Annotated in this window: 26 protein-coding genes; 8 read left to right on the top strand and 18 right to left on the bottom strand. The window is 32.7% G+C overall.

Annotated elements, in window-relative coordinates:
• Window positions 1-156: 156 nt before the first annotated feature.
• Window positions 157-1,953, top strand: a complete 1,797-nt coding sequence (gene lepA, locus MK851_RS09810) for a translation elongation factor 4 (protein WP_320243533.1) — start codon at window positions 157-159, stop codon at window positions 1,951-1,953.
• 101 nt (window positions 1,954-2,054) lie between these two features.
• Here the strand turns inward: lepA and MK851_RS09805 are convergent, their stop codons facing one another.
• Window positions 2,055-2,753, bottom strand: coding sequence for a zinc metallopeptidase (locus MK851_RS09805; protein ID WP_320243531.1), 699 nt, complete (start codon window positions 2,751-2,753; stop codon window positions 2,055-2,057).
• A 94-nt stretch (window positions 2,754-2,847) separates the two neighbouring features.
• Here MK851_RS09805 and MK851_RS09800 point away from each other — a divergent pair, with 94 nt between their 5' ends.
• From MK851_RS09800 to MK851_RS09775, 6 genes are all read left to right on the top strand, one after another.
• Window positions 2,848-3,879 (top strand): asparaginase, encoded by a 1,032-nt coding sequence (locus tag MK851_RS09800; protein WP_320243528.1) that lies wholly within the window; start codon window positions 2,848-2,850, stop codon window positions 3,877-3,879.
• Between the two features lie 252 nt (window positions 3,880-4,131).
• The gene (locus MK851_RS09795) at window positions 4,132-4,845 is read left to right on the top strand and encodes a MotA/TolQ/ExbB proton channel family protein (protein WP_115899965.1); all 714 of its coding nucleotides are present in this window, start codon (window positions 4,132-4,134) and stop codon (window positions 4,843-4,845) included.
• Window positions 4,846-4,854: 9 nt separating this feature from the next.
• A complete protein-coding gene (locus MK851_RS09790; RefSeq protein WP_303507908.1) occupies window positions 4,855-5,292 on the top strand; it encodes a hypothetical protein in 438 nt (145 codons plus the stop codon).
• Between the two features lie 6 nt (window positions 5,293-5,298).
• Complete coding sequence (locus tag MK851_RS09785; RefSeq protein ID WP_115899967.1) at window positions 5,299-5,925, top strand: ExbD/TolR family protein; 627 nt, start codon at window positions 5,299-5,301, stop codon at window positions 5,923-5,925.
• A gap of 17 nt (window positions 5,926-5,942) precedes the next feature.
• Window positions 5,943-6,413, top strand: a complete 471-nt coding sequence (locus MK851_RS09780) for an ExbD/TolR family protein (RefSeq protein WP_115899968.1) — start codon at window positions 5,943-5,945, stop codon at window positions 6,411-6,413.
• Window positions 6,414-6,500: 87 nt separating this feature from the next.
• The gene (locus tag MK851_RS09775) at window positions 6,501-7,169 is read left to right on the top strand and encodes a porin family protein (RefSeq protein WP_320243524.1); all 669 of its coding nucleotides are present in this window, start codon (window positions 6,501-6,503) and stop codon (window positions 7,167-7,169) included.
• Here MK851_RS09775 and MK851_RS09770 read toward each other — a convergent pair.
• From MK851_RS09770 to MK851_RS09720, 11 genes are all read right to left on the bottom strand, one after another.
• Window positions 7,164-7,763, bottom strand: a complete 600-nt coding sequence (locus tag MK851_RS09770; protein WP_303507906.1) for a hypothetical protein — start codon at window positions 7,761-7,763, stop codon at window positions 7,164-7,166. The genes MK851_RS09775 and MK851_RS09770 overlap by 6 nt on opposite strands.
• Window positions 7,763-9,226, bottom strand: coding sequence for an RNA polymerase factor sigma-54 (rpoN, locus tag MK851_RS09765; protein ID WP_320243522.1), 1,464 nt, complete (start codon window positions 9,224-9,226; stop codon window positions 7,763-7,765). The genes MK851_RS09770 and rpoN overlap by 1 nt, the downstream gene beginning before the upstream one ends.
• Before the next feature lie 83 nt (window positions 9,227-9,309).
• On the bottom strand, window positions 9,310-10,743 hold the full coding sequence (gene asnS, locus MK851_RS09760) for an asparagine--tRNA ligase (RefSeq protein ID WP_303507904.1): 1,434 nt from the start codon (window positions 10,741-10,743) through the stop codon (window positions 9,310-9,312).
• A 153-nt stretch (window positions 10,744-10,896) separates the two neighbouring features.
• Window positions 10,897-13,260 carry an efflux RND transporter permease subunit gene (locus MK851_RS09755; RefSeq protein WP_320243520.1) on the bottom strand — a complete coding sequence of 788 codons (2,364 nt, stop codon included), beginning with the start codon at window positions 13,258-13,260 and terminating at the stop codon, window positions 10,897-10,899.
• 98 nt (window positions 13,261-13,358) lie between these two features.
• On the bottom strand, window positions 13,359-13,913 hold the full coding sequence (gene frr / locus MK851_RS09750) for a ribosome recycling factor (protein WP_320243518.1): 555 nt from the start codon (window positions 13,911-13,913) through the stop codon (window positions 13,359-13,361).
• Window positions 13,914-13,960: 47 nt separating this feature from the next.
• Entirely contained in the window at window positions 13,961-14,671 is a 711-nt protein-coding gene (gene pyrH, locus MK851_RS09745) for a UMP kinase (protein ID WP_115899975.1), read from the bottom strand.
• 110 nt (window positions 14,672-14,781) lie between these two features.
• Window positions 14,782-15,750 carry a translation elongation factor Ts gene (tsf, locus tag MK851_RS09740; protein WP_320243515.1) on the bottom strand — a complete coding sequence of 323 codons (969 nt, stop codon included), beginning with the start codon at window positions 15,748-15,750 and terminating at the stop codon, window positions 14,782-14,784.
• Between the two features lie 91 nt (window positions 15,751-15,841).
• On the bottom strand, window positions 15,842-16,594 hold the full coding sequence (gene rpsB / locus MK851_RS09735) for a 30S ribosomal protein S2 (protein WP_115899977.1): 753 nt from the start codon (window positions 16,592-16,594) through the stop codon (window positions 15,842-15,844).
• A gap of 144 nt (window positions 16,595-16,738) precedes the next feature.
• Window positions 16,739-17,125, bottom strand: coding sequence for a 30S ribosomal protein S9 (gene rpsI / locus MK851_RS09730; RefSeq protein ID WP_115899978.1), 387 nt, complete (start codon window positions 17,123-17,125; stop codon window positions 16,739-16,741).
• A gap of 2 nt (window positions 17,126-17,127) precedes the next feature.
• Window positions 17,128-17,583 carry a 50S ribosomal protein L13 gene (gene rplM / locus MK851_RS09725; protein WP_303507899.1) on the bottom strand — a complete coding sequence of 152 codons (456 nt, stop codon included), beginning with the start codon at window positions 17,581-17,583 and terminating at the stop codon, window positions 17,128-17,130.
• Between the two features lie 192 nt (window positions 17,584-17,775).
• The gene (locus MK851_RS09720) at window positions 17,776-18,624 is read right to left on the bottom strand and encodes a flagellar motor protein MotB (RefSeq protein WP_303507898.1); all 849 of its coding nucleotides are present in this window, start codon (window positions 18,622-18,624) and stop codon (window positions 17,776-17,778) included.
• Between the two features lie 131 nt (window positions 18,625-18,755).
• Between MK851_RS09720 and MK851_RS09715 the strand changes: the two genes are divergently transcribed.
• The gene (locus MK851_RS09715) at window positions 18,756-19,727 is read left to right on the top strand and encodes an FAD:protein FMN transferase (RefSeq protein WP_320243512.1); all 972 of its coding nucleotides are present in this window, start codon (window positions 18,756-18,758) and stop codon (window positions 19,725-19,727) included.
• On the opposite strand, the gene MK851_RS09710 is transcribed toward MK851_RS09715, so the two are convergent.
• The 6 genes from MK851_RS09710 to MK851_RS09685 all read right to left on the bottom strand — a co-directional run bounded on the left by MK851_RS09710 (window position 19,724) and on the right by MK851_RS09685 (window position 24,560).
• Window positions 19,724-20,494: a class I SAM-dependent methyltransferase gene (locus tag MK851_RS09710; protein ID WP_320243510.1), complete on the bottom strand. Its 771-nt coding sequence runs from the start codon at window positions 20,492-20,494 to the stop codon at window positions 19,724-19,726. The two genes, MK851_RS09715 and MK851_RS09710, sit on opposite strands and share 4 nt — an antisense overlap.
• A 3-nt stretch (window positions 20,495-20,497) precedes the next feature.
• Window positions 20,498-21,316, bottom strand: a complete 819-nt coding sequence (map, locus tag MK851_RS09705) for a type I methionyl aminopeptidase (protein WP_320243508.1) — start codon at window positions 21,314-21,316, stop codon at window positions 20,498-20,500.
• A gap of 29 nt (window positions 21,317-21,345) precedes the next feature.
• Complete coding sequence (locus MK851_RS09700; protein ID WP_303507894.1) at window positions 21,346-21,876, bottom strand: thioredoxin family protein; 531 nt, start codon at window positions 21,874-21,876, stop codon at window positions 21,346-21,348.
• 16 nt (window positions 21,877-21,892) lie between these two features.
• Window positions 21,893-23,410 (bottom strand): 2,3-bisphosphoglycerate-independent phosphoglycerate mutase, encoded by a 1,518-nt coding sequence (gpmI, locus tag MK851_RS09695; RefSeq protein WP_320243505.1) that lies wholly within the window; start codon window positions 23,408-23,410, stop codon window positions 21,893-21,895.
• Window positions 23,411-23,458: 48 nt separating this feature from the next.
• Window positions 23,459-23,728, bottom strand: a complete 270-nt coding sequence (locus tag MK851_RS09690) for a hypothetical protein (RefSeq protein ID WP_320243503.1) — start codon at window positions 23,726-23,728, stop codon at window positions 23,459-23,461.
• Between the two features lie 64 nt (window positions 23,729-23,792).
• Window positions 23,793-24,560 carry a M48 family metalloprotease gene (locus MK851_RS09685; RefSeq protein ID WP_320243501.1) on the bottom strand — a complete coding sequence of 256 codons (768 nt, stop codon included), beginning with the start codon at window positions 24,558-24,560 and terminating at the stop codon, window positions 23,793-23,795.
• Window positions 24,561-24,593 lie beyond the last annotated feature (33 nt).

The following is a 24,593-nucleotide window of genomic DNA, read 5'->3' as shown; positions in this document are numbered from 1 at the left end:
TGATTTCGCTATTTATTTTGTTTGCAGTAGCCTACAAATAAAGTATCTTTGCAAATTAGAAGTAGTTAGAATTACGACGAATGAATCCATGCTAGATATCAAGTAAACAAAAATTTATGTTACATGTCTAGAAATGGCTTGAGAAACTTTAGATGAATGAAAAATATCAGAAACTTTTGCATTATTGCACATATTGATCACGGTAAAAGTACCCTTGCCGATAGGTTGTTAGATTATACAGGTTCGGTTACAGAACGTGAAAAGCAAAACCAACTGTTAGATAGCATGGATTTAGAGCGAGAACGTGGAATTACCATTAAATCGCATGCAATCCAAATGGATTATGTTTATGAGGGAGAGCAGTATGTTTTAAACTTAATAGATACTCCAGGTCACGTAGATTTTTCATACGAAGTTTCTCGTTCAATCGCAGCTTGTGAAGGAGCTTTGTTAATTGTTGATGCAGCACAAAGTATTCAAGCACAAACGATTTCGAACTTATATTTAGCCTTAGAAAATGACTTGGAAATTATTCCAGTATTAAATAAAGTAGATTTACCTTCAGCTAACCCAGAAGAAGTAACTGATGATATTGTTGATTTATTAGGATGCGAACCAGAAGATGTGATACATGCTAGTGGAAAAACAGGTTTTGGTGTTGATAATATTTTAGAAGCTATTATAAAGAAAATATCAGCTCCAAAAGGTAACCCAGACGCTCCATTGAAAGCTTTAATTTTTGACTCGGTGTATAATTCGTATCGAGGGATTGAAACCTATTTTAGAGTGATTGATGGATCTATTAAAAAGAACCAACAAATAAAATTCATGGCAACCGGAAAACAATATGGTGCCGATGAAGTAGGAACGCTAAAGTTAAGTCAGGTTGTAAAGCAAGAAATAAAAACAGGTGATGTTGGTTATTTAATCACAGGAATTAAAGCAGCAAAAGAAGTAAAAGTAGGTGATACCATTACAGATTTTGCAAATCCAACAGGTGAAAGAATAGAAGGGTTTGAAGATGTAAAACCAATGGTGTTTGCAGGAATTTATCCTGTAGATACAGAGGACTATGAAGAATTACGTGCTTCTATGGAAAAGCTTCAGTTAAACGATGCTTCGTTAGTGTTTCAACCAGAAAGTTCAGCTGCACTTGGTTTTGGATTCCGATGTGGATTCTTAGGAATGCTACACATGGAAATTATTCAAGAACGTTTAGAGCGTGAGTTTAATATGACAGTAATTACTACCGTTCCTAACGTAAGTTATCACGCATTTACGCATAAAAACCGAGATGAAATTATCATCGTTAATAACCCAACAGATTTACCGGACCCATCTAAACTAGATAGAGTAGAAGAACCCTTTATTAAGGCTTCAATTATTACAAAATCTGACTTTGTTGGTCAAGTAATGTCGCTTTGTATTGAGAAACGAGGACAAATTGTAAATCAAACCTATTTAACTCCAGAGCGAGTTGAGTTGATCTTTGATATGCCATTGGCAGAAATTGTTTTCGATTTTTATGACAGGTTAAAAACAGTTTCAAAAGGATATGCGTCATTTGACTATCATCCGATAGGAATGCAAAAATCGAAGTTAGTTCGTGTAGATATGTTGTTAAATGGGCAGCCGGTTGATGCGCTTTCTGCGTTATTACATGCTGATAATGCCTATTCAATAGGAAAGCGTATTTGTGAGAAGTTAAAAGAATTAATTCCACGTCAACAGTTCGATATTCCTATTCAGGCAGCGATTGGAGCAAAAATCATCGCTCGTGAAACAGTTAAAGCTTTACGTAAAGATGTAACTGCAAAATGTTATGGAGGAGATATTTCTCGTAAACGTAAGTTGTTAGAAAAGCAGAAGAAAGGAAAAAAACGTATGCGTCAAGTTGGTAATGTAGAAATTCCACAGCAAGCGTTTATGGCAGTTTTGAAGTTGAATGACTAGTTTTTTTTAGAAACTTGAATAGAGAAACAAGAACATAGAAAAATCCCCATTTTGATGAAATCAAAACGGGGATTTTAATTGTCAAATTGTTGCATTGAGTTTTAATCTCTATTTCCTAAAATTTGCAAGCCCCAATATAATAACATTGCTAAAGAACCGAGAGCAGCAACTAAATAGGTTCTTGCAGCCCATTTTAAAGCATCTTTAGAACCTGCTAGCTCTTCACGAGTTACCATGTTTTTCTTTTCTAACCAAGCCAATGCTCTATTACTCGCATCATACTCAACAGGTAAAGTAACAAAACTAAAAATAGTACCTAAAGCCATAAAAGCTAAACCAGCTAATGCAATATAAAAACCAATACCTGTGCTACCTGAAGCTGCACCAAAAGCAATACCTCCAATCACCATCCATTGAGAAAAACGAGAAGTAATACTTACCATAGGTACTAGTTTAGATCGCATTTGTAAGTATTGGTAAGCTCTAGCGTGTTGTACAGCATGTCCTACCTCGTGAGCAGCGACCGCAGCAGCAGCAGCATTTCGTTGGTTATATACAGCTTCACTTAGGTTTACAGTTTTGTTTTGCGGATTGTAGTGGTCGGTTAACATACCTGGTGTAGAAATTACCTGAACATCGGAAATGCCGTGATCAGCTAGCATTTTTTGAGCAATTTCAGCACCACTCATCCCATTACGTAAGTGAACCTGAGAGTATTTTTTAAACTTACGTTTTAACGTATTGCTCACTAACCAACTGAATAGCGATATAATACCAATTAGAATATAAAATCCTATCATAATCTATATAGTTTTAAATTTTTGTATCATTTTTGTTGGTTAAATTTACAACATAAATTATTCCAAATTATTAACGGTATAAAAAAATGTCAAAATGACAAATCAACCTAAAATTTTAACAGTCTACACTGGAGGAACTATTGGTATGGTTAAAGACTACAACACAGGAGCGTTAAAAGCTTTTGATTTCAGTCAAATATCAAGTAAAATACCAGAGTTACAGCAGCTAAATTGCGAAATAGAAACTATTTCGTTTGTTGAACCAATTGATTCATCAAACATGAGTGTAGCTTACTATATTCAAATTGCTGAAATAATCGCAGAAAATTATGACAAGTTTGATGGGTTTGTTGTGTTAACAGGGTCAGATACGATGTCGTATACATCATCAGCAATAAGTTTTATGTTTGAAAACTTACAAAAGCCTGTGATTTTTACAGGCTCACAATTACCTATTGGAGATTTACGTACAGATGCTAAAGAAAACTTAATTACATCCATACAAGTTGCATCAGCTTATGAAAATGGAAAGCCAGTAATTCAAGAAGTAGGGTTGTATTTTGAATATAAGTTATACAGAGCGAATAGAACTACAAAAATAAATGCCGAACAATTTGAAGCGTTTGCTTCTATGAATTACCCACCATTAGCTGAAAGCGGAGTACATCTAAACTTTAATTATCCATTATTACTTAAGCCGAAAGAAAATCAAAATGATTTAGTAGTAAGAAAGAATTTAGATAATCACGTAGCTATTTTAAAGTTATTTCCAGGTATTACAGAATCAGTAGTTAGAAGTTTTATGAATATTCCAAATTTAAAAGGAATTATTTTAGAAACTTACGGATCAGGTAATGCGCCAACCGAAAAATGGTTTGTTGATTTGTTAGAAGAATCAGTAAATAAAGGAATTTATATTGTTAATGTAACTCAATGTAAAGGAGGAAGCGTAATTTTAGGACATTACGAAACAAGTTCAGAATTAAAACGCATTGGTATTGTTGATGGTAAGGATATTACAACAGAAACAGCCATTGCAAAAATGATGTATTTATTGGGAGAAAAGCTTTCAAAAGAAGAATTTACACATTATTTTCAAACACCACTTAGAGGAGAAATGGTTTAGTTTGTAAATAAATCGTTAATTTTGTGCTTGTAACTGCTTGAAATAGTATAGAAAAGAGTTAAAAAAGGGATGTTTAATAGAAATCATATAGATTTTTTTTAATGTACCAACATTTTTTTGTTACTTGCCACTCTGTAAAATTAAAAGCGTAATAAGTACAAGTAAAGAATTACTTATTTGTAAAAAATTAAGTTATTCATAGTAAAATTTGTATTTTTAACCCGTTAACTATTTAAAATTAATTATAACAAAATGAAAAAAGTAGTAAATATCCTAACGATTACAGGATTTATGTTTTTAGGAGCTATTCAATCAACTTATGCTCAAGAAGCTGAGAAAACTTTTCACCAAGAGTTAAAGCAACGTTTTATTGAAGGAGACCCTAAGTTTATGGGAATTGTATTGGTAGCCTTAATTTTAGGTTTAGCTATTGCAATTGAAAGAATTATTTATTTAAACATGGCTACAACAAATACTAAAAAATTAGTAGCTAGCGTTGACGAAGCATTAAGTTCAGGTGGTGTAGAAGCTGCTAAAGAAGTTTGTAGAAATACAAAAGGTCCTGTTGCCTCTATCTTTTTCCAAGGTTTAGAGAGAGCTGATGAAGGATTAGATGCTGCTGAAAAAGCTGTTGTAGGATACGGTGGAGTACAAATGGGATTATTAGAGAAAAACGTTTCTTGGTTATCTTTATTTATCGCGTTAGCACCAATGTTAGGGTTCATGGGAACTGTAATTGGTATGATTGATGCATTTGATAGAATTGCTGTAGCAAATGATATTTCTCCAGCGGTAGTTGCAGGGGGTATTAAAATTGCGTTATTAACAACAGTATTTGGTCTTATTGTAGCAATTATTTTACAAATTTTCTATAACTACATTATTTCGAAGATTGATAGTATCGTTAACAACATGGAAGATGCATCTATCTCTTTAATCGACTTATTAGCTAAGTATAAAAAATAATCAATCAATATGAATAGTAAAATATTAACATTACTAGTAGCTGCAATTTCACTTATCGGTGCTGCATTATTTTTAAATGTAGCAAGAATAGATAAAGAAGATTTAGAGGCAGTGTCAAGTGCTGTTTCTCCTTTAGTAACCTATTCTTTCTGGTTGTTAATTGGGGTAGTAGTAACAGCAGTTGTAGCCTCTATGTGGGGGATGCTTAAAAACCCTGCAGCATTAAAAAAAGTATTATTAGGTGTTTTAGCATTAGCAGTTCTTTTTGCAGTGTCTTATTTCTTATCTTCAGATGCACAAGTAATTGGAGCAGATGGAGCAGAATTAGCAGCGCAAGGGAGTACATCTAAATGGGTAGGAACAGGAATTACTTACAGCGTTTTCTTAGGAGTAATAGCTAGTGCATTCTTTGTTTGGGATTTATTAAAAGGAATCGTTAAATCATAAGTTAATATGGCAAGAAGAGAAAACCCAGAAATTAATGCAGGTTCGATGGCAGATATTGCCTTCTTGCTACTTATCTTTTTCCTTGTAACAACAACGATGGATGTAGATTCAGGTATCCCTAAAAAGTTAGCTGAAAAAACTGATGTAAAACCACCAATTATTAAAGAAAAAAATATTTTTCAAGTTAGTATCAACCGTAATAATCAACTTTTAGTTGAGGATCAAGTAATGGAGTTGAAAGACTTAAAAGATGCAGCTATAAAATTTATTGATAATGGTGGAGGTATTGGTAACCCAATGCCAGGAAAAGAAGCAGGAGCTACTTGTAATTACTGTAAAGGTGAAAAAGACCCTGAATCATCAGATCATCCAAATAAAGCAGTAATCTCTGTTGAAAGTGATAGAGGTACTGAGTATGGTACTTATGTTGCTGTACAAAATGAGTTGTTAAGAGCTTATACAGAATTACGTAATAGATTGTGCCAAGAGAAATATGGTATGAGCTTTACTGAATTAGAACAAGCTTTTAAAGACAGCGCAAGAAAAGATGAGTCATTAAGAAGAAAAGTAGAAGATATCAAGTCAAGTTATCCTCAAATTATTTCTGATACAGACCCAACAAACGTTCAATAATAGTAAAACAATAGAGTATGTCTAAATTTAAAAAGAAGAAAAAAGGATTGCCAGCTGTATCTACGGCATCTTTACCAGATATTGTTTTTATGTTATTATTCTTTTTTATGGTAACTACTACCATGAGAGAAACAGATTTACAGGTTGAATCACCTCGTTTACCTAGTGCAAGTGAAGTAAAAAAACTTGAACGTAAAAGTTTGGTGAGTACAATTTATGTTGGTAAAGCAAAGGATCCAAAATATGGTACAGGATATAACAGAATTCAGTTAAACGACAAAATAGCTACTCCAGATGAGGTGCCGTCGTTTATCTATCTTGAAAGAGATAATGTTTCTGAAGCAGAAGTACCTTTTATGACAACTTCAATAAAGGCAGATAGAGAATCGAGTGTAGGTACATTAGCCGATATTCGTGAGAAGTTAAGAGATGTTAACGCTCTTAAATTAAGTTTATCTACTCACAAAGGAGATGTTATTAAGAAGTAATTACTTTTAAATAAAACAAAAAGAGCAATCTAATGATTGCTCTTTTTTTATACAAAAAAAGGTATATTTATCGTTAGATAATTATCTATGAAGTACATCGTAAGTTTTTTAATGTTTTTTCTGTCTTTACAACTTTTTAGTCAGAAAGACTCTCTACAGTTAGGTGATAAATATTGGGAAGATCAATTATATATTGATATTACTTATAATTTATTACAAGATCAACCTGATGAAATAGGTAGAACAGGTTTTTCATACGGGTTAGCAGCCGGATATATGAAAGATATACCCTTTAACAGAAAAGGAAAAACAGCTATCGCTCTTGGTTTAGGTTATAACTATGATTCATTTAGTCACGGATTAAAAGTGTTAGAAGGTAGTGTTGAAGAGTATGAAACAGAGGCTGATATTACATCTAATAAAATAAAACTTCATAATTTAGAGCTTCCAATTCAGTTTAGATGGCGATCTTCTGATGCAAATACCTACTCGTTTTGGCGTTTTTATGCAGGGTTTAAAGTTTCTTATAACATAAGTAATAACTTTCGATACGATTTACCATCAGGACAAGTTAGTTTTTCAAATGCAGAAAAGTATAATAAATGGCAAACAGGTGTAACGTTATCTGCAGGTTACGGTACATTTAACTTTCACGTGTATTATGGACTGTCTCCAATGTTTAAAGATGTAAGTCTTAATGGAAAATCAATAGATAGTAAAATAGTTAAACTTGGTTTAAGTTTTTATCTTTTATAATATGTAATAAGCTATAAAAGGGCTAAATAAGCCAATAAAAAAACCTAAGTACACTTCTCTTACATTGTGAGCTTTTAAGCGCAACCTAGAGCTTGCAAGAATTCCAGACAAGAAAATAAAAGTTACAATTATAGGAAGTACATAAACAGCCTGTATCTGTTGAAATAATAAGAAATATCCAATAGCAACCCCCATAGATAACAAATGAAGGCTTCCTTTAATCTTAAAAGGAAAAAGTAAGTAAATAAAGCCTAAACCAAATACAGTCCCGTAAAATAGATAGCTAATATCTTTTACAACACTCATACTAGCGAACATTTTTCCTAGAATTAAAAACAAAGTCATCATAAAGAAAATAGGAAACTTTCGTTCGTTAATACTGTGTACGCGAAAAGATTTTATATAACCAATAGACTTTAAAAAAACTAACAAAAGCATTGGTATAAGATAAGTAGCAACAAAAACTATTGATAATATTGTATATTTTTGTTGCTTGTTTAAGCTTATTGGTGAAAGTATAAAATATAAAATTATACCTATAGTAGGCATTACAATAGGGTGCAGAATAGTTGATATGAATTTATGCAAACGCATTAAATTTCTTTGCGCAATCTAGCGACAGGAATGTCTAATTGTTCACGGTATTTGGCAACTGTTCTTCTTGCAATAGGATATCCTTTCTCTTTCAAAATCTTTGATAATTTTTCATCAGTAAGAGGTTTTCGCTTGTCTTCCTCTTTAATTACAGTTTCTAGAATTTTCTTAATTTCTTTAGTAGAAACATCTTCTCCTTGGTCATTTTTCATCGATTCAGAAAAGAACTCTTTAATTAACTTTGTACCATAAGGTGTAGAAACATATTTGCTACTAGCAACACGAGAAACAGTTGATACATCCATACCAATTTCATCGGCAATATCCTTTAGAATCATAGGTTTTAACTTACGCTCATCGCCTGTTAAAAAATATGCTGTCTGACGATGCATAATTGCACTCATAGTTATTAAAAGTGTCTGTTGACGTTGCTTTATAGCGTCTATAAACCACTTTGCGGCATCTAATTTTTGTTTTATAAAAAGTACTGCATCTTTTTGTGATTTAGTCTTCTCTTTAGCATCTTGATACCCTTTTAACATATTGTTATACTCTCTAGAAACATGTAATTCTGGAGCATTACGGGCATTTAAAGTTAGGTCTAAATTACCATCAATAATTTTAATTGAAAAATCAGGAACTATTTGCTCTGCTATTTTATTGTTTCCAGCGTAAGAACTTCCAGGCTTTGGGTTTAGTTTGCTTATTTCGTTTATAACCTCTTTTAATTGCTCTTCAGAAATACTGAATTTTTCTAGAAGTTTCTTGTAATGCTTTTTAACAAAATGATCAAAAGCTTCTTCTAAAATTCTTATTGCTAAAACTCTACTTTCATTTTCAGATTTAGCTTTTAATTGAATAATTAAACACTCTTTTAAATTTAAAGCACCAACACCTGTAGGATCTAACTTTTGAACAACATTTACCAAAACATCTTGTACTTTTTCCTCAGCAGTAAAAACATTTTGAGTAAAAGCTAAGTCATCCACTAAATCTATAATATCTCTACGAATATACCCGCTATCATCAATACTACCCACTAAAAACTCAGCAATAGCACGCTCTTCTTCGTTAATTCTAAAAGTATTTAATTGATTTTTTAAAGATTGATGGAAGCTAGTACCTGCTGCATAAGGAATTTGTCTATCTTCATCGTCTGAAGAATAGTTGTTAGTTTGTGTTTTATAACTTGGGTATTCATCGTCACTTAAATACTCATCAATATTTATATCGTCTGCATCTATCTTTTCATTACCCGAATCGTCATAATCAACATCATTGGCTAAAGTGTCTTCAAAATTATCAGGCTCATCTTTACCCGTGTCTAATGCAGGGTTTTCTTCAATTTCTTGTTTCAAACGTTCTTCAAAAGCTTGCGTAGGCAGTTGAATTAACTTCATCAACTGTATTTGTTGTGGAGATAATTTTTGAAGTAACTTCTGATGTAAACTTTGTTTTAGCATATATACAAAGATATGAAATAGGACAAAAAAAATCGTCATTCGTAAAGGAATGACGATTGTTATTTATAAGTTTTATGATTTTTTTAGAAATCAGCGTTTTGTGGCGTTCTTGGAAATGGAATTACATCACGAATATTGCTCATTCCAGTAGCAAATAAAACTAAACGCTCAAAACCTAAACCAAAACCAGAGTGTACGGCTGTACCGAACTTACGAGTGTCTAAATACCACCATAATTCTTCTTCAGGAATATCTAATTCCGCCATTTTTTCTTTTAAAACATCTAAACGTTCTTCTCTTTCTGAACCTCCTACCATTTCTCCAATGCCAGGGAATAAAACATCCATGGCACGAACTGTTTTACCATCTTCATTCAAACGCATGTAAAACGCTTTAATATTTGCTGGATAATCAAATAAAATTACAGGACACTTAAAGTGTTTTTCAACTAAATAGCGTTCGTGCTCAGATTGTAAATCAACTCCCCATTCGTTAACAGGAAATTGAAATTTTTTCTTTTTGTTAGGTTTAGAGTTTCTTAAAATATCAATGGCCTCTGTATAGCTTACACGCTTAAAGTTGTTGTCTACAACAAACTTTAATTTTTCAATTAAGCCCATTTCACTACGTTGTGCTTGAGGTTTAGTTTTTTCCTCTTGCGCTAAACGATTGTCTAAGAAAGCTAAATCATCCTTACAGTTATCTAATACATATTGTAACACGTACTTGATAAAGTCTTCAGATAAATCCATGTTAGCATCTAAATCGTTAAAGGCTACCTCTGGTTCAATCATCCAAAATTCTGCTAAGTGACGTGTAGTATTAGAGTTTTCAGCTCTAAAAGTAGGGCCGAAAGTATATATTTTACCTAATGCCATAGCATAGGTCTCACCTTCTAATTGACCAGAAACCGTTAAGTTGGTCTCTTTTCCAAAGAAATCTTGAGAATAATCAATTTTACCTTCTTCGTTTACAGGAGCTTTGTTTGCCTCAAATTGAGTTACTTTAAACATTTCTCCAGCACCTTCAGCATCAGAACCCGTAATAATTGGAGTGTTTACATAGTAAAATCCGTTTTGTTGGAAATATTGATGTACTGCAAATGATAATGCAGAACGCAAACGCATTACAGCACTAAAAGTGTTAGTTCTTACACGTAAATGAGCATTTTCGCGTAAGAATTCTAAACTATGTTTTTTAGGCTGAATTGGATACTCGTCAGGATTTGAATCTCCTAAAATTTCTAAATTAGTTACTTTAACTTCTACTGTTTGTCCTTTACCTTGACTTTCAACTAAAGTACCCTGTATGCTAACAGCAGCTCCAGTATTTATTCTTTTTAATAAAGTTTCGTCGGTATTTTCAAAATCTACAACACACTGAATATTATTAATAGTAGAGCCATCATTTAAAGCAATAAAACGATTGCTTCTAAAAGTTCTTACCCACCCTTTTACGTGTACTTCTTGTAAAAAATTGTCAGATTGTAATAAATCTTTAACGCTACTTCTTTTCATGTCTTTATATCTTCAATAAAATCAAGCAAAGATACTTTTTTGCTGTTAATTAGCAATAATAGAAATCGAAGAATAAAGAGTTAACTTTTAGATGCTAAGTTTAATAGAAAAAACAAGTATTTATGAGTAAAATATGACTCCTTGATGCTAACCTTATTTATCTTCTTTTGGAGGTAATATTTTAAACTTAGTTTCTTTTAAAACTTTCTTGTTTGCTATTTTCTTCTCAAATGAAAGTAGGAGAGAAGGTAACAATAATAAGTTTGAAACCATAGCTAACAATAATGTTATTGAAACTAAACCTCCTAAGGCGATAGTACCTCCAAAACTTGAAACAGTAAATACTAAAAACCCGAAGAATAGTACAATAGATGTATAGAACATACTTACTCCTGTTTCTCTTAAAGCTGAATATACAGCAGGCTTTATCTTCCAATTATTAGCCAGTAGTTCTTGTCGATATTTAGCAAGGAAGTGAATAGTGTCATCTACCGAAATACCGAAGGCAATACTAAAAACTAAAATTGTGGAGGGTTTTATAGGAATGCCAAAGAATCCCATTAATCCACCAGTAATTAGTAGTGGGAGCATATTGGGAATCAATGAGATTAATATCATTTGAGGCGAACGGAACATCCATGCCATAAATATTGAAATTAATATGATTGCTAACGATAGTGAAATAACTAAGTTTTTAATCAGGTAATTGGTTCCTTTCAAGAAAACTAGTGCTTTACCTGTTAGTGAAACATTAAACTTTTCATCTGGAAATTGTTTATTGATTACAGCCTGTAGTCGTTCTTGGATGATGTCCATTTTATCAGTACCAATATCTTTCATAAAGGTAGTTATACGTGCGTAACGTCCGGTACTGTCCACAAAGTTTTTCAGCATTCCTGAATTACTATCTGAGTTTTTAGTGTACGAAAAAATGTAGCTTTTCTCCTGACTTGTTGGTAGTTGATAGTACTTAGGGTTTCCATTATAGTAGGCCTGTTTAGAGTACTTTACTAGGTTGGTGACAGAGATAGGTTTAGACAATTCAGGGAAAGTTTCAATGGTTTCATTGAGTTTTTCCATCTTTTTCAGTGTAGAAAGTTTCATAACACCTTTTTCTCTCTTGGTGTCAATTAAAATTTCTAGGGGCATAATCCCTCCAAATTCATATTCAAAAAACTTAATGTCTTTATAAAACTGTTTCCCTTTAGGCATGTCTTCAATCAAACTACCTGATACACGAATCATATATAGCCCAATCATACTTAAAATAATCACAGAAACTGTAGTAATATAAATGGCTATTCGTTGTTTTTTTACCATGCGTTCCATCCAAGAAACAACATTACCCATCCATTTTTTTTCTAAATGGTTTAAATGTTTTTTCTCTGGAAGAGGCATAAAACTGTATATAATCGGAATGATTAATAATGCTAAAACAAAAATACTAATAATGTTTACTGAAGCTAAAACACCAAACTCTCGCATTAGTCTACTTTTAACAAATATAAAAGTAGCAAAACCTGAAGCAGTAGTAATGTTGGTCATCAATGTTGCATTTCCAACTTTTGAAATTACACGTTGTAATGATTTTGCTTGGTTTCCGTGTTTTTTTACTTCTTGTTGGTATTTATTAATCAGAAAAACTGCATTAGGTACTCCAATTACAATAATTAAAGGCGGGATTAAAGCTGATAATACTGTAATTTCATAACGGAATAAACCCATAAAACCAAAAGCCCAAGTTACTCCAATACTTACTACTAGTAAAGTAATAAATGTAGCTCTAAATGAACGAAAGAAAAAGAAGAAGATAATAGCTGTTATTAGTAAAGCACCAATTACAAAAATTCCCATTTCATCGGTTATATTCTGAGAATTTAAGGTTCTAATGTAGGGCATACCAGAAACACGAACATCTATTTTATGATCTTTTTCAAAAGAGTCTATAGTTGGAATAAGGATGTCAAAAACAAAATCTCTACGGATGGGGGTGTTTACAATATCTTTATTTAAATAAATAGCTGTTTGTAAAGTGCCTTTATCGTTGTATAGTAAATTATTATAAAATGGAAGTTTTTCAAAAAGTTGCTTCTTTATATTTTTTATCTCTTCATCGGTTGAAGGAGCTTCTTCAAAAAGAGGTTCAACAACAAATTTTCTTTGTTTTCTATCAGCTTTTAATTGCTGAACATCTGCAACAGAAACAGTAAAATCTACTTGTGGTAAACTATCTAAATCTTTAACAAGCTTATTCCATGCGTTAAATTTAGCAGGTGTAAATATTGTAGAGTCTTTTACGCCTAAAATAATAAGGTTACCTTCTTCTCCAAAGATTTCTAAAAATTTGTTGTACTCAACATTAACCTCATGATCGGTAGGAAGTAAATTGGCTTCTGTATAGGAGAAGCGCATATATTTCATCTGAGTGACTAAAAGTCCTGTAATTATAGCAATAGTAATTAAAACTAAGTAACGATTTCGCAACAAGAAGCCTGCGATTTTAGTCCAAAAAGTCATCCAAAAAAAATTTCAGCAAAGTTATGCTAAATGAATGAATTAAACGAAAAAAAGAGCGTCATATGACGCTCTTTTTTAACTATTCTATAATAAAGAAGTTATACAGTCATAATCTCTTTTTCTTTTATGATATACTTTTCGTCGATTATTTTTACATAATCGTCAGTTAATGTTTGAACTTCAGCCTCAGCATTTTTTTTCATATCATCAGAAATGTCCACTTTTTTAATTTCGTTATTAGCATCTTTACGTGCATTACGAATTCCGACTTTAGCGTGTTCTGCTTCAGATTTAGCTTGTTTTGCTAATCCTTTACGACGCTCTTCTGTTAATGGAGGAACGCTGATTATAATATTTTCTCCATTATTCATTGGATTGAAACCGATGTTAGCAAGCATGATAGCTTTTTCAATTTCTTGTAACATATTCTTTTCCCAAGGCTGAACAGAAATAGTTCTAGCATCAGGAGTATTTACGTTTGCTACTTGTGATAATGGTGTTTGAGAACCGTAGTAATCTACCATAATAGTACTTAACATAGCAGGAGTGGCTCTACCGGCTCTAATTCCTGCCAATTCTTTTTCTAAGTGGCTAATAGCTTTATCCATTGCCTCTTTTGTCGAATCTAAAATAAAATCAATCTCTTCGTTCATTTTGTTCGTATTTAAAAACCTCAAATAGTCTGAGGATAATTTTCGATTTATTCGTTATCAACTATTGTTCCAATATTTTCTCCAGAAACTAGTTTTAATAGGTTTCCTTGTTTGTTCATGTCAAAAACAATAATTGGTAATTTGTTTTCTTCACTTAAGGTAAAAGCTGTCATATCCATTACTTTTAAACCTTTTTCAATAACGTCTTTAAAGGTAATGTTTTCATACTTAACCGCATCTTTATCTTTTTCAGGATCTGCTGTATAAATACCATCAACACGTGTGCCTTTTAAAATAGCATCAGCATTAACTTCAATAGCTCTTAATACAGCTGCTGTATCGGTTGTAAAATACGGATTTCCTGTTCCTCCACCAAAAATTACCACACGCCCTTTTTCTAAATGACGGTTTGCACGACGTTTTATATACGGCTCTGCAATTTCTTTAATTTCAATAGCAGTTTGTAAACGCGTATGAATTCCTTCATCTTCTAAAGCGCTTTGTAATGCTAATCCGTTAATACAAGTAGCTAACATTCCCATGTGGTCACCTTGTACACGATCCATACCTTGACTAGCACCAGCAACTCCTCTAAAAATATTTCCACCACCAATAACAATGGCTACTTCTACGCCTTTATTTATAACTTGTTTTATCTCTTGGGCATACTCTTTAAGTCTATTTGGGTCAATTCCATATTGACGCTCTCCCATCAGTGCTTCACCACTTAATTTTAAAAGGATTCTTTTATATTGCATTTGTTTTATTGAAAGTTGTGCAAAGCTACATATTTTTTTTATTCTAATTTTAACACATAAAAAAAAACCATCCAAAAATGGATGGTTTCGTATAAAATTGTTGTTGAGAATTATCCTAAAGTAACTCTTACGAAGTTTTTAACTTCAACGTCACCGTAAGTAGAAACGTATTCTGCAACAGTTTTCTTTTCGTCTTTAATAAACTTTTGATCTAATAAACATTGTTCTTGATCTAAAGTTGTATTGTCAGAGATAAATCTTTCCATTTTACCTGGTAAGATTTTGTCCCAGATTTGTTCTGGTTTACCTTCAGCTTTTAATTGCTCTTTAGCTTCTTCTTCAGCTTTAGCGATAGCTTCATCAGTTAACTGTAAACGAGAAACAAACTGAGGAACGTTCTTTAAAGTTTTACCTAAACGTACTAACTCTTCGTTGTCTTTTTTAATTGCAGCAATTCTAGCTTCAGTTTCAGAAGCTACATAAGCAGGATCAAAATCTTTGTAAGATAAAGAAGTTGCTCCCATTGAAGCAGCTTGCATAGCTAAGTCTTTAGTTAACTCAGCAGCATTATCTACAACAGCAGTTAAACCAACTATAGCAGCAATTTTACCAACGTGAGTATAGGCTCCTACATACGGTGCTTCGATTTTTTCAAAAGCAGTAATATCGATTTTCTCACCGATAACTCCTGTTTGCTCGATTAATTTTTCAGCAACAGTTACTCCATCAAAATCAGCAGCCAAGAACTCCTCTTTTGTGTTGTAGTTAAAAGCGATGTTTACAAATTCTTGCGCCAATTCTTTGAAAGAATCGTTTTTTGATACGAAATCTGTTTCACATGCTAATACGATAGCAACACCGTAAGTGTTATCATCGCTAATTTTTGTAATAGCTACACCTTCAGTAGACTCTCTATCGGCTCTTTTAGCAGCGATTTTTTGTCCTTTTTTACGTAAAATTTCAATAGCTTTATCAAAATTACCTTCAGCTTCTACTAATGCATTTTTACAATCCATCATACCAGCTCCGGTAGTTTCTCTTAATTTTTTTACGTCTGCAGCGCTAATTTTTACTGACATTTCTATCGTTATTTTTTAGTTGTAAATATATTGTTGTACAAAGTTGTAAAAATTTAAAGGTTCCAATGTAATGAAACCTTTAAATTAAAAATTATTTTGCTTCTTCTTTTGCTGGTGCTTCAGCTGTTTTTTCTTTATCAGCTTTAGCTTTTTCTTTGTCAGCTTTTCTTTCAGTTAAGCCTTCAGCAATTGAGTCTGTTACATACGATAATACTTTATCGATAGATTTAGAAGCATCATCATTTGCAGGAATTACAAAATCAATCGGTCTAGGATCAGAGTTTGTATCAACCATTGCAAAGATTGGAATGTTTAATTTTTGTGCTTCAGCAATAGCAATGTGCTCTTTCTTTACATCAATTACAAATAAAGCTCCTGGTAAACGAGTCATATCAGAAATTGAACCTAAATTCTTTTCTAATTTCTCACGTTGACGAGTGATTTGTAATTTTTCTCTTTTAGATAATGCATCAAAAGAACCATCAGTCTTCATTCTATCAATAGCAGTCATTTTTTTAACGGCTTTACGAATAGTAACGAAGTTTGTTAACATACCACCTGGCCAACGCTCAGTAATGTAAGGCATGTTTACAGCTTTAGCTTTTTCAGCAACGATATCTTTAGCTTGCTTTTTAGTTGCAACGAATAAGATTTTACGTCCTGAGTTAGCTATTTTTTGTAACGCAGCAGAAGCTTCGTCAATTTTAGCTGAAGTTTTGTACAAATCGATGATGTGAACACCATTACGCTCTGTATAAATGTATGGAGCCATGTTAGGGTTCCATTTTCTTGTTAAGTGACCAAAGTGTACGCCACTTTCTAATAATTCTTGAATGTTTGCCATTTTGATAAATGTGTTTACGTTCTGTTTTCGCAATATTTCAGTAGTTATTAAGTCTGAAATATTTAGATACTAAACTGTTAAAAATTGATTTATAAATAACAGTCTCAAAACATTTGAATACTGAAACAAGTTCAGTGTAAAATATTAACGTTTAGAGAACTGGAATTTCTTACGTGCTTTCTTCTGACCGAATTTCTTACGTTCAACCATTCTTGGATCACGAGTTAATAGTCCTTCTGGTTTTAATACAGCTTTGTTTTCTTCGTTAATAGCTACTAATGCTCTAGTAATCGCTAAACGAATAGCTTCAGCTTGACCAGTAACACCACCACCATATACATTTACTTTAACGTCGTAAGCCTCTAAGTTTTCAGTTAACATTAAAGGTTGTTGAACTTTGTATTGTAAAGTTGGTGTAGTGAAATAGTTTTTAAACTCTCTTTTGTTGACAGTGATGTTTCCACTTCCTTGAGAAACATAAACACGAGCAACAGCTGTTTTTCTTCTACCTATTTTGTGTACAGTTTCCATAATTATTTAAGATCGTTAAGGTTAATAGTTTTAGGTTTTTGAGCTTCTTGATCATGCTCTGTACCTGCGTAAACATATAAATTTCTGAATAACGCACTACCTAATTTGTTTTTAGGTAACATTCCTTTTACTGCTTTTTCGATTAATCTTGTAGGATCTTTTTCGAACATTTCTGTAGCAGTTAATGATCTTTGACCTCCTGGGTATCCTGTGTGACGGATATAAGATTTATCAGTCCACTTTTTACCAGTTAGGTTGATTTTCTCAGCGTTGATAATAACAACGTTGTCTCCACAATCCACGTGAGGAGTATAATTAGTCTTGTACTTACCTCTAATAAGTTTTGCAACTTTAGAAGCTAGACGACCCAATGTTTGCCCGTCCGCATCAACTAAAACCCACTCTTTGTTTACGGTAGCTTTATTAGCTGATACTGTTTTGTAACTTAATGTGTTCATAATTACACGATTAGTTTTTGTCTATTAATAATGATTTTTTCTCCTTTAAAAAGGTCTGCAAATGTACGATTAATTATTTGATTGACAAATAGCGTGTTAGTTTAATTTTTAAGCTGCTTACTTTAGCTAAAATGAACTTCATAAAAAAAAGCGTGCTTCAAGCACGCTTTTTTGAAATTGTATGTTTAAAAACTATTCTACTTTTTGATCTAATAAATCAAAGAATTGATTTAACCTTGGTAAGATAATAATTTTTGTACGTCTGTTTTTAGCTTTGTTAGCAGGACTGTTATTCTCCACTAAAGGAACATAACTACTTCTACCAGCAGCAATCAACCTTTGAGGAGCTACATTGTATTTTCCTTGTAATTCACGAACAATAGCTGTAGAACGTAATACACTTAATCCCCAGTTATCTTTTAATGATGAGCCAGCACTTACAGGAGTATTATCAGTATGTCCTTCAACCATAACGTCCATTTGAGGTTGTCCGTTAACAACAGTTGCAACTTTCTCTAACACTTTAGAAGCTTTGTCGTTAATAGTATAGCTTCCGCTTTTAAATAATAACTTATCAGAAATTGAAATAAAAACTACAGTTTTTTCAACATTTACTTCAATGTCTTCGTCATCAATACCATCTTGTAGTTCTCTCTTTAAATGGAAAGCAACAACTAAATTTAATGAATCTTTTTTAGAAGCAGCTTCTCTAATTTTGTTGATGTACTTATCTTTTTTGCTTAATTGAGATAGTGTTTCTTTAATATTGTCATTAGCACCCTTAGTTAACACTGTTAAGTTTTCAACTTGTTGTAAAGTGTTTTCTTTATCTCTTTTTAGTTCTGTAACTCTAGATTCTAAAGAAAAAGCTTTGTCTTCACAGTTTTCTTTTTCAACTAAACATTTTGTTAAGTTAGCTTTTACAGCTAGTAACTCTTCTTTTGTTTGTTCGTGTTTAGCTTTTATTGCTTCTAATTCTTTTGTAGAAGCACAAGATGCTAGTAAAATTGAAGCGGTAAGGAATAAAAATACTTTTCTCATTTTATTCTGATTTTTTTTTAGATGTATTTATTAATAGTTAAGCAAATTTATAAAAATGAAGACACAAAAAAGAGAATTAACAATCTTTTATGAAGTGTGAATACATTATTTTTGTGACTAAATTTTTAAAGATGATTAAAAGGATAACGCTTTTAGTAGTTTCATTATTGTTGGTAATAGCTTGTAAGGAAGAAAAAAGACAACATATAACTAAATTGCAAGGAGCCGTTTTTGGTACTACTTATCACATAACTTATTTGAATAAGGCTGATTATCAAGAATCTATTGATAGCTTGTTTAACTTGGTCAATAAATCGTTATCAACATATATACCTACTTCTGATATCTCAAAAATTAATCAAGGAGATACAACTGTAGTAGTTGATGATATGTTTGTAGAAGTGTTTGAGAAGGCTAAAAGAATTTATAAGGAAACTGATGGTTATTTTGATCCGACTATTGGTAGATTGATAGATGCTTACGGATTTGGCTCAGGAAAAGAAAAGAAGAACTTAACATCAGAAGAAATTTCAGTTTTAATGCAAAATGTAGGGTTTGATAAAGTTGTGTTAAAAGATAGAAAAATTCATAGAGAAAGTAAAAATATTGAATTTAATGTAAATGCTTTTGCAAAAGGGTATGGAGTAGATGTAGTTGGGTGGTTTTTAGAATCGAAAAACATTCATAATTATCTAGTAGAAATAGGCGGAGAGATTAGAGCAAGGGGAACAAAGAATGGTGAACTATGGAAAGTTGCCATTGAAAAACCAAATATTGACGGAACTAGATCGGTTCAAAAAATAATAGAGTTGGATAATGAATCTATGGCAACTTCAGGTAACTATAGAAAATTTAAAGTGAATAGCGAAGGGAAAAAGATTGTACATACTATAAATGCAAAAACAGGATTGGCAGAAGAGAGTAACCTACTAAGTGTGTCAGTTCGATTAAAAGGAGACTGTGCTGATGTAGATGCGTATGCAACTGCTTTTTTAGCTATGGGATTAGAAAAAACCAAAGCATTCTTACAAGAGCATCCAGAGTTAAAAGTAGTATTACTATATCATAGTGATGCGGATGAGCTAGCGGAGTATACTAACTAGTTTTTATAACATACAGGCAAAATTTCACCTTTCATTAACGCAAATCGTTCTAGTTTTTCTGGAGCGATTTTTTTTGTGTAGTCAATTTCATCAACTGTAAATCCGATAGAACGTAGTTTGTCGAAATAATCACGACCATACACACGAACATGGTCGTACTGACCAAATATTTTTGCACGCTCTTTAGGTTCGGTAATAGAATCGTCTTCAAAAGTAACTTCCCTCGATAAATCCTGCGGAATTTGAAAAATACCAAATCCACCAACTTTCATTACTCGATACAATTCTTGCATCGCTTTGGTGTCATCAGAAATATGTTCTAAGACATGGTTACAAAAAACAACATCGAAAGAATTGTCTTCAAAAGGAAGATCACAAATATCTGCTTTTACATCTGCAATAGGTGACTCTAAATCGGATGTTGTGTATTCTAAGTTTTGTTGCTTTCTAAAAAGGTCTAAAAAACACTGTTCAGGAGCAATGTGTAATACTTTTAATCTTTTATCAGAAGAAAAAAAGTTGCTTTCTCGCTGTAAAAAAAGCCACATCAAACGATGTCTCTCTAACGACAGTGTTGAAGGAGAAAGGGCATTTCCACGTTGAGTTCCATACCCGTAAGGTAAAAACTTCTTAAATGATTTTCCATCAATAGGGTCTGTAAAGTTATCACCCTTTAACCACCAAGCGATAATAGGCCTTGCTAGGTAGCTGGCCTTAATTAAAATTGGTCTAGGAATAGTATTAAGTATCGTTTTGAATAAAGACACGAATTATATAACTAAAGGTTGCTGTCTAAACTCATCTTCCTCAGTACTTTCAATGCCTAAAGCTTCGTATATGTATTTAAAGGTAGATAATAATTCAGGTTTACCATTAACAATAGCTACATCGTGCTCAAAGTGAGCAGATGGTTTACCATCTAAGGTAGTAATTGTCCAACCATCACTGTGTTGACGAATTTTGTGAGTTCCCATATTAGTCATAGGCTCAATAGCAACGACCATACCTTCTATAAACTTTTTACCACGACCTCTACGTCCGTAGTTAGGCATTTCTGGATCTTCGTGCATCTTGCGCCCTAATCCGTGTCCTACCAACTCACGAACAACACCATAACCATGTTTTTCAGTAAAGTTTTGAATAGCAAAACCTACATCACCTACACGATTTCCTGTTTTAAGTTCACGAATACCTATGTATAAACTTTCTTTAGTGATGTCTAGTAATTTTTGTGTTTCAGGTTCAATTTCACCCACAGCAAACGTATAAGCATGATCTCCGTAAAAATCATTTTTTACAGCACCACAGTCAATGGAAATAATATCACCTTCTTGCAAAGGAGTGTTATTGGGAATTCCGTGAACTACTTGTGAGTTTGGGCTCATACAAAGTGTATTTGGAAAATCGTACAAGCCTAAAAAACCAGGAATAGCTCCTTGCTCACGAATAAAATCTTCGGCAAGTTTATCAAGTTGCAATGTAGTAACTCCAGGTTTTACTTCTTTGGCAAGCATACCTAAGGTTTTTGATACTACTAAAGCACTTTCGCGCATTAATTCAATTTCTTCTCTAGTTTTTGGTTTAATCATGGTAAAAATATTGAGGCGCAAATTTACAGTTATTTTTGATATGGATGTTTGTATTCTTGACCAGATAGTATTTTTAAAAAATCTTCTTCAACAGAGTTATCTTCAATAGCATGTTCTACAAAACGACCAATTTCTTTTCCGTGTTTATAAAAAATGAAGGTTGGAACACGAGTGATGTTGAATCCTTTTTCTAATCCGTCTGCTTTTTTTTGGCGATTAACCGTAACCAATTCAAGGTTTTTGTACTCGAATTCAGCTTCGTCTAAAATTTTATAAAAATTAGGGATCTCTCTTTTACTATCTCCACACCAAGTTCCCATAAAACCTTTTATTTTTATGTCTTTTAAATATGGTTTTAGCTTTTCTACGGTGCCTTTATCAGTTTCGTAATATGAATAAAAATCGTTGAACCACTCACTTCCGTAAGGTTCTTGTTGAAAATCTTTTTTGGTAGCAATACCAACTAAATTTCCATTCTTATTTTTAGTGGCAAGGTTTTTTGGTGTTGATGCGCAAGAAACAATTAATAAGGCTACAAAAAGGTATATGATTTTTTTCATCTGTTTGATTTTATTTTTAAATAAGCGAATGTTGTGTCATTTCTTTAGGTTGTTCAATACCCATTAATTTTAAAATTGTTGGAGCGACATCGCCTAAAATACCACTTTTTATTGATTTTAATTCGTTGTCAATTAAAATCATAGGAACCGGATTAGTGGTGTGTGCTGTATGTGGTGTTCCGTCTGGGTTAATCATGGTTTCACAGTTTCCGTGGTCAGCAATCAGAATAGTGGTGTAGTCGTTATCTAGTGCTGTGGTTACTACATCTTTTACACAATTATCAACAGCTTCACAAGCTTTAATAGCAGCTTCAAAAACACCTGTATGTCCTACCATATCACCATTTGCAAAGTTTAAGCAGACAAAATCTACATTTCCTTTTTGTAATTCAGGAACAATTGCACCTCGAATTTCATAGGCACTCATTTCAGGTTTCAAATCATAAGTAGCTACTTTTGGAGATGGACAAAGCAAACGTTTTTCTCCTGTAAACTCTTTTTCTCTTCCCCCAGAAAAAAAGAAAGTTACGTGCGGATACTTTTCTGTTTCTGCAATTCTTATTTGTGCTTTTCCAGCTGATTCTAACACTTCACCTAAGGTGTTTTCAATATTTTTCCCGTCGTAAATAACATGAATGTTTTTAAAAGTATCGTCATAGCTTGTCATGGTAACAAAATATAACGGTAGTTTTTTTATGTTTAATTCAGGAAAATCTTTTTGGCTTAAAGCTTCTGTTAACTGACGACCTCTATCGGTTCTAAAATTGAAGAAAATAACAACGTCATCTTCTTTAATTATGGTTTTTGGTTGTTGATTTTCATCAACCATTACTATTGGTTTGATAAACTCATCAGTAACATTTGAATCATAGCTTTGTTGAATACTCGCTAAAGCATCTGAAGAAAAAGTTCCTTTTCCATTCACTAAAGCTTCGTAAGCAAGTTGCACACGTTCCCAACGGTTATCACGATCCATTGCATAGTAACGACCAGTAATTGTTGCCAATTTACCCGTAGTTTTTTGCATGTGTTCTTGAATATCGTTGATGAAATACTTTCCTGATTTAGGATCACAATCACGACCGTCAGTAAAAGCATGTAAATACACTTTCTTTAAATCATAGTTGTCTGCTGCTGTTAGCAAGCCTTTTAAATGTTCTATGTGCGAATGAATTCCTCCGTTAGATACCAATCCTAAAAAGTGGATGTTTTTATTGTTCGTTTTTGCGTATTCAAAAGCGTTTAGAAGTTCTTTTTCTTGTGCTAAAGTGCCTTCTTTTACAGCCTTGTTTATTTTTGCCAAGTTTTGATATACAATTCTACCAGCACCTAAATTCATGTGTCCAACTTCCGAATTCCCCATTTGCCCTTCAGGTAAACCAACATGTGTACCATCAGTTCTTAACTGAGCATGCGGAAATTTATCGTATAACGAATTTATAAATGGAGTTTTTGCGTTGTATATAGCCGATACTTTTGGATCTTGAGTAATTCCCCATCCATCCAAAATCATTAAAATTACTTTCTTGTTCATTTATTGTGTGTTGCACTGCAAAAGTAAGAAAGATTTTTGGGGAATATTTTAGGAATTCACGAAAACAAACGCAATATATAGTAGTAGAGAGAAGATTATGAGAAAAGCAATACTGTTTTTAATAAATCGGTTTGTATTTCCTTTTAGAATTTGTAGACGAATCTTCTCTAGCTCTTTTTTATTTGCGGATTTATTAAAATATAATTTATCACTGTTTTCTTTTTGAAAACGCTCTAGCTTGTCAAAAGCACTAACTCTTTTCCTTTTATTGTTTTTTAAACTGGTAATCATTGCTGATACCGCACCTCCGAAGCTCATAGCAAACTAATTTTAAGATACAGCTATTAGTGTCTTTAATTAGTCAAACGTTACAAAAACAACATTACTTTTTATATTTACGAATAGCTTCTTTAATCTTTTTAATTCTGTTTTCAGGGTCAGGGTGTGTGCTTTGAAATTCAGGAACTCTATTAGGGCCTGCAGCTGCTTTTAAAATTTCCATGACCCCAATTAAGCTTTCAGGGTTATAACCGGCATCAATCATTAATTTAACACCTAATTCATCACTTTCTAGTTCATCACCACGGCCATTTTTTAATAAAGTTTGTTGTCCGATGTTATTGGCTAATTGTCCCAAATCAGCACCTACAGAAGCACCCATGGTTAGTAATTTCCAAAAGTTAGCATCTGTAATTCGTTCATTGGAGTGTTTTCCTAATACATGGCCTATTTCGTGTCCTAAAACTCCTGCTAATTGATCTTCGTTTTTTAATTGAGAAAACAGGGCATGAGTAATAAAAATTTGCCCTCCTGGTAAAGCAAAAGCATTAATAGTTTTTTCATCTCTTAATAAATGAAAATCGAACTGATAGTCAGATTTTTTAGCTATCGTGTTGTTTACAAGTTTTGTGCCAACTTTGTCTACCAATACTTGAGCATTTTCATTAGGATACAAGCCTCCGTGTTGCTGAGTCATTATAGGAGCTTGTTGTAGTCCGATAGCAATTTCTTGTTCTGGAGATAAGCTAACTGCTTGTGTTTTTCCTGTATAAGGGTTTACTTCTTGTTGGCTGCATTTACGTAAATAAGCAAAAGCAACAATGGCTATACCTATGAGTAAACGAGTTTTTAAGCCTCCTTTAATTTTCATTAATAAGTTGTTTTATTAGTCCCGAAAGTAAAA

It is taken from the genome of Tenacibaculum sp. 1B UA, assembly GCF_033978845.1.
GTDB lineage: Bacteria > Bacteroidota > Bacteroidia > Flavobacteriales > Flavobacteriaceae > Polaribacter.
This window is presented reverse-complemented; position numbering and strand designations above follow the sequence as displayed.

Bases quoted from the DNA above. Each gene is read 5' to 3' on its own strand.
- MK851_RS09685 (WP_320243501.1), bottom strand. From the start codon at position 24,560: ATGAAAATTAAAGGAGGCTTAAAAACTCGTTTACTCATAGGTATAGCC.
- tsf (WP_320243515.1), bottom strand. From the start codon at position 15,750: ATGTCAGTAAAAATTAGCGCTGCAGACGTAAAAAAATTAAGAGAAACT.
- pyrH (WP_115899975.1), bottom strand. From the start codon at position 14,671: ATGCAATATAAAAGAATCCTTTTAAAATTAAGTGGTGAAGCACTGATG.
- rplM (WP_303507899.1), bottom strand. From the start codon at position 17,583: ATGAACACATTAAGTTACAAAACAGTATCAGCTAATAAAGCTACCGTA.
- rpsI (WP_115899978.1), bottom strand. From the start codon at position 17,125: ATGGAAACTGTACACAAAATAGGTAGAAGAAAAACAGCTGTTGCTCGT.
- rpoN (WP_320243522.1), bottom strand. From the start codon at position 9,226: ATGCTAAAACAAAGTTTACATCAGAAGTTACTTCAAAAATTATCTCCA.
- MK851_RS09795 (WP_115899965.1), top strand. From the start codon at position 4,132: ATGAAAAAAGTAGTAAATATCCTAACGATTACAGGATTTATGTTTTTA.
- MK851_RS09790 (WP_303507908.1), top strand. From the start codon at position 4,855: ATGAATAGTAAAATATTAACATTACTAGTAGCTGCAATTTCACTTATC.
- MK851_RS09785 (WP_115899967.1), top strand. From the start codon at position 5,299: ATGGCAAGAAGAGAAAACCCAGAAATTAATGCAGGTTCGATGGCAGAT.
- MK851_RS09770 (WP_303507906.1), bottom strand. From the start codon at position 7,763: ATGCGTTTGCATAAATTCATATCAACTATTCTGCACCCTATTGTAATG.
- MK851_RS09775 (WP_320243524.1), top strand. From the start codon at position 6,501: ATGAAGTACATCGTAAGTTTTTTAATGTTTTTTCTGTCTTTACAACTT.
- MK851_RS09780 (WP_115899968.1), top strand. From the start codon at position 5,943: ATGTCTAAATTTAAAAAGAAGAAAAAAGGATTGCCAGCTGTATCTACG.
- asnS (WP_303507904.1), bottom strand. From the start codon at position 10,743: ATGAAAAGAAGTAGCGTTAAAGATTTATTACAATCTGACAATTTTTTA.
- gpmI (WP_320243505.1), bottom strand. From the start codon at position 23,410: ATGAACAAGAAAGTAATTTTAATGATTTTGGATGGATGGGGAATTACT.
- MK851_RS09805 (WP_320243531.1), bottom strand. From the start codon at position 2,753: ATGATAGGATTTTATATTCTAATTGGTATTATATCGCTATTCAGTTGG.
- MK851_RS09690 (WP_320243503.1), bottom strand. From the start codon at position 23,728: ATGAGCTTCGGAGGTGCGGTATCAGCAATGATTACCAGTTTAAAAAAC.
- map (WP_320243508.1), bottom strand. From the start codon at position 21,316: ATGATTAAACCAAAAACTAGAGAAGAAATTGAATTAATGCGCGAAAGT.
- rpsB (WP_115899977.1), bottom strand. From the start codon at position 16,594: ATGGCAAACATTCAAGAATTATTAGAAAGTGGCGTACACTTTGGTCAC.
- MK851_RS09800 (WP_320243528.1), top strand. From the start codon at position 2,848: ATGACAAATCAACCTAAAATTTTAACAGTCTACACTGGAGGAACTATT.
- MK851_RS09755 (WP_320243520.1), bottom strand. From the start codon at position 13,260: ATGACTTTTTGGACTAAAATCGCAGGCTTCTTGTTGCGAAATCGTTAC.
- MK851_RS09700 (WP_303507894.1), bottom strand. From the start codon at position 21,876: ATGAAAAAAATCATATACCTTTTTGTAGCCTTATTAATTGTTTCTTGC.
- MK851_RS09720 (WP_303507898.1), bottom strand. From the start codon at position 18,624: ATGAGAAAAGTATTTTTATTCCTTACCGCTTCAATTTTACTAGCATCT.
- lepA (WP_320243533.1), top strand. From the start codon at position 157: ATGAAAAATATCAGAAACTTTTGCATTATTGCACATATTGATCACGGT.
- frr (WP_320243518.1), bottom strand. From the start codon at position 13,913: ATGAACGAAGAGATTGATTTTATTTTAGATTCGACAAAAGAGGCAATG.
- MK851_RS09715 (WP_320243512.1), top strand. From the start codon at position 18,756: ATGATTAAAAGGATAACGCTTTTAGTAGTTTCATTATTGTTGGTAATA.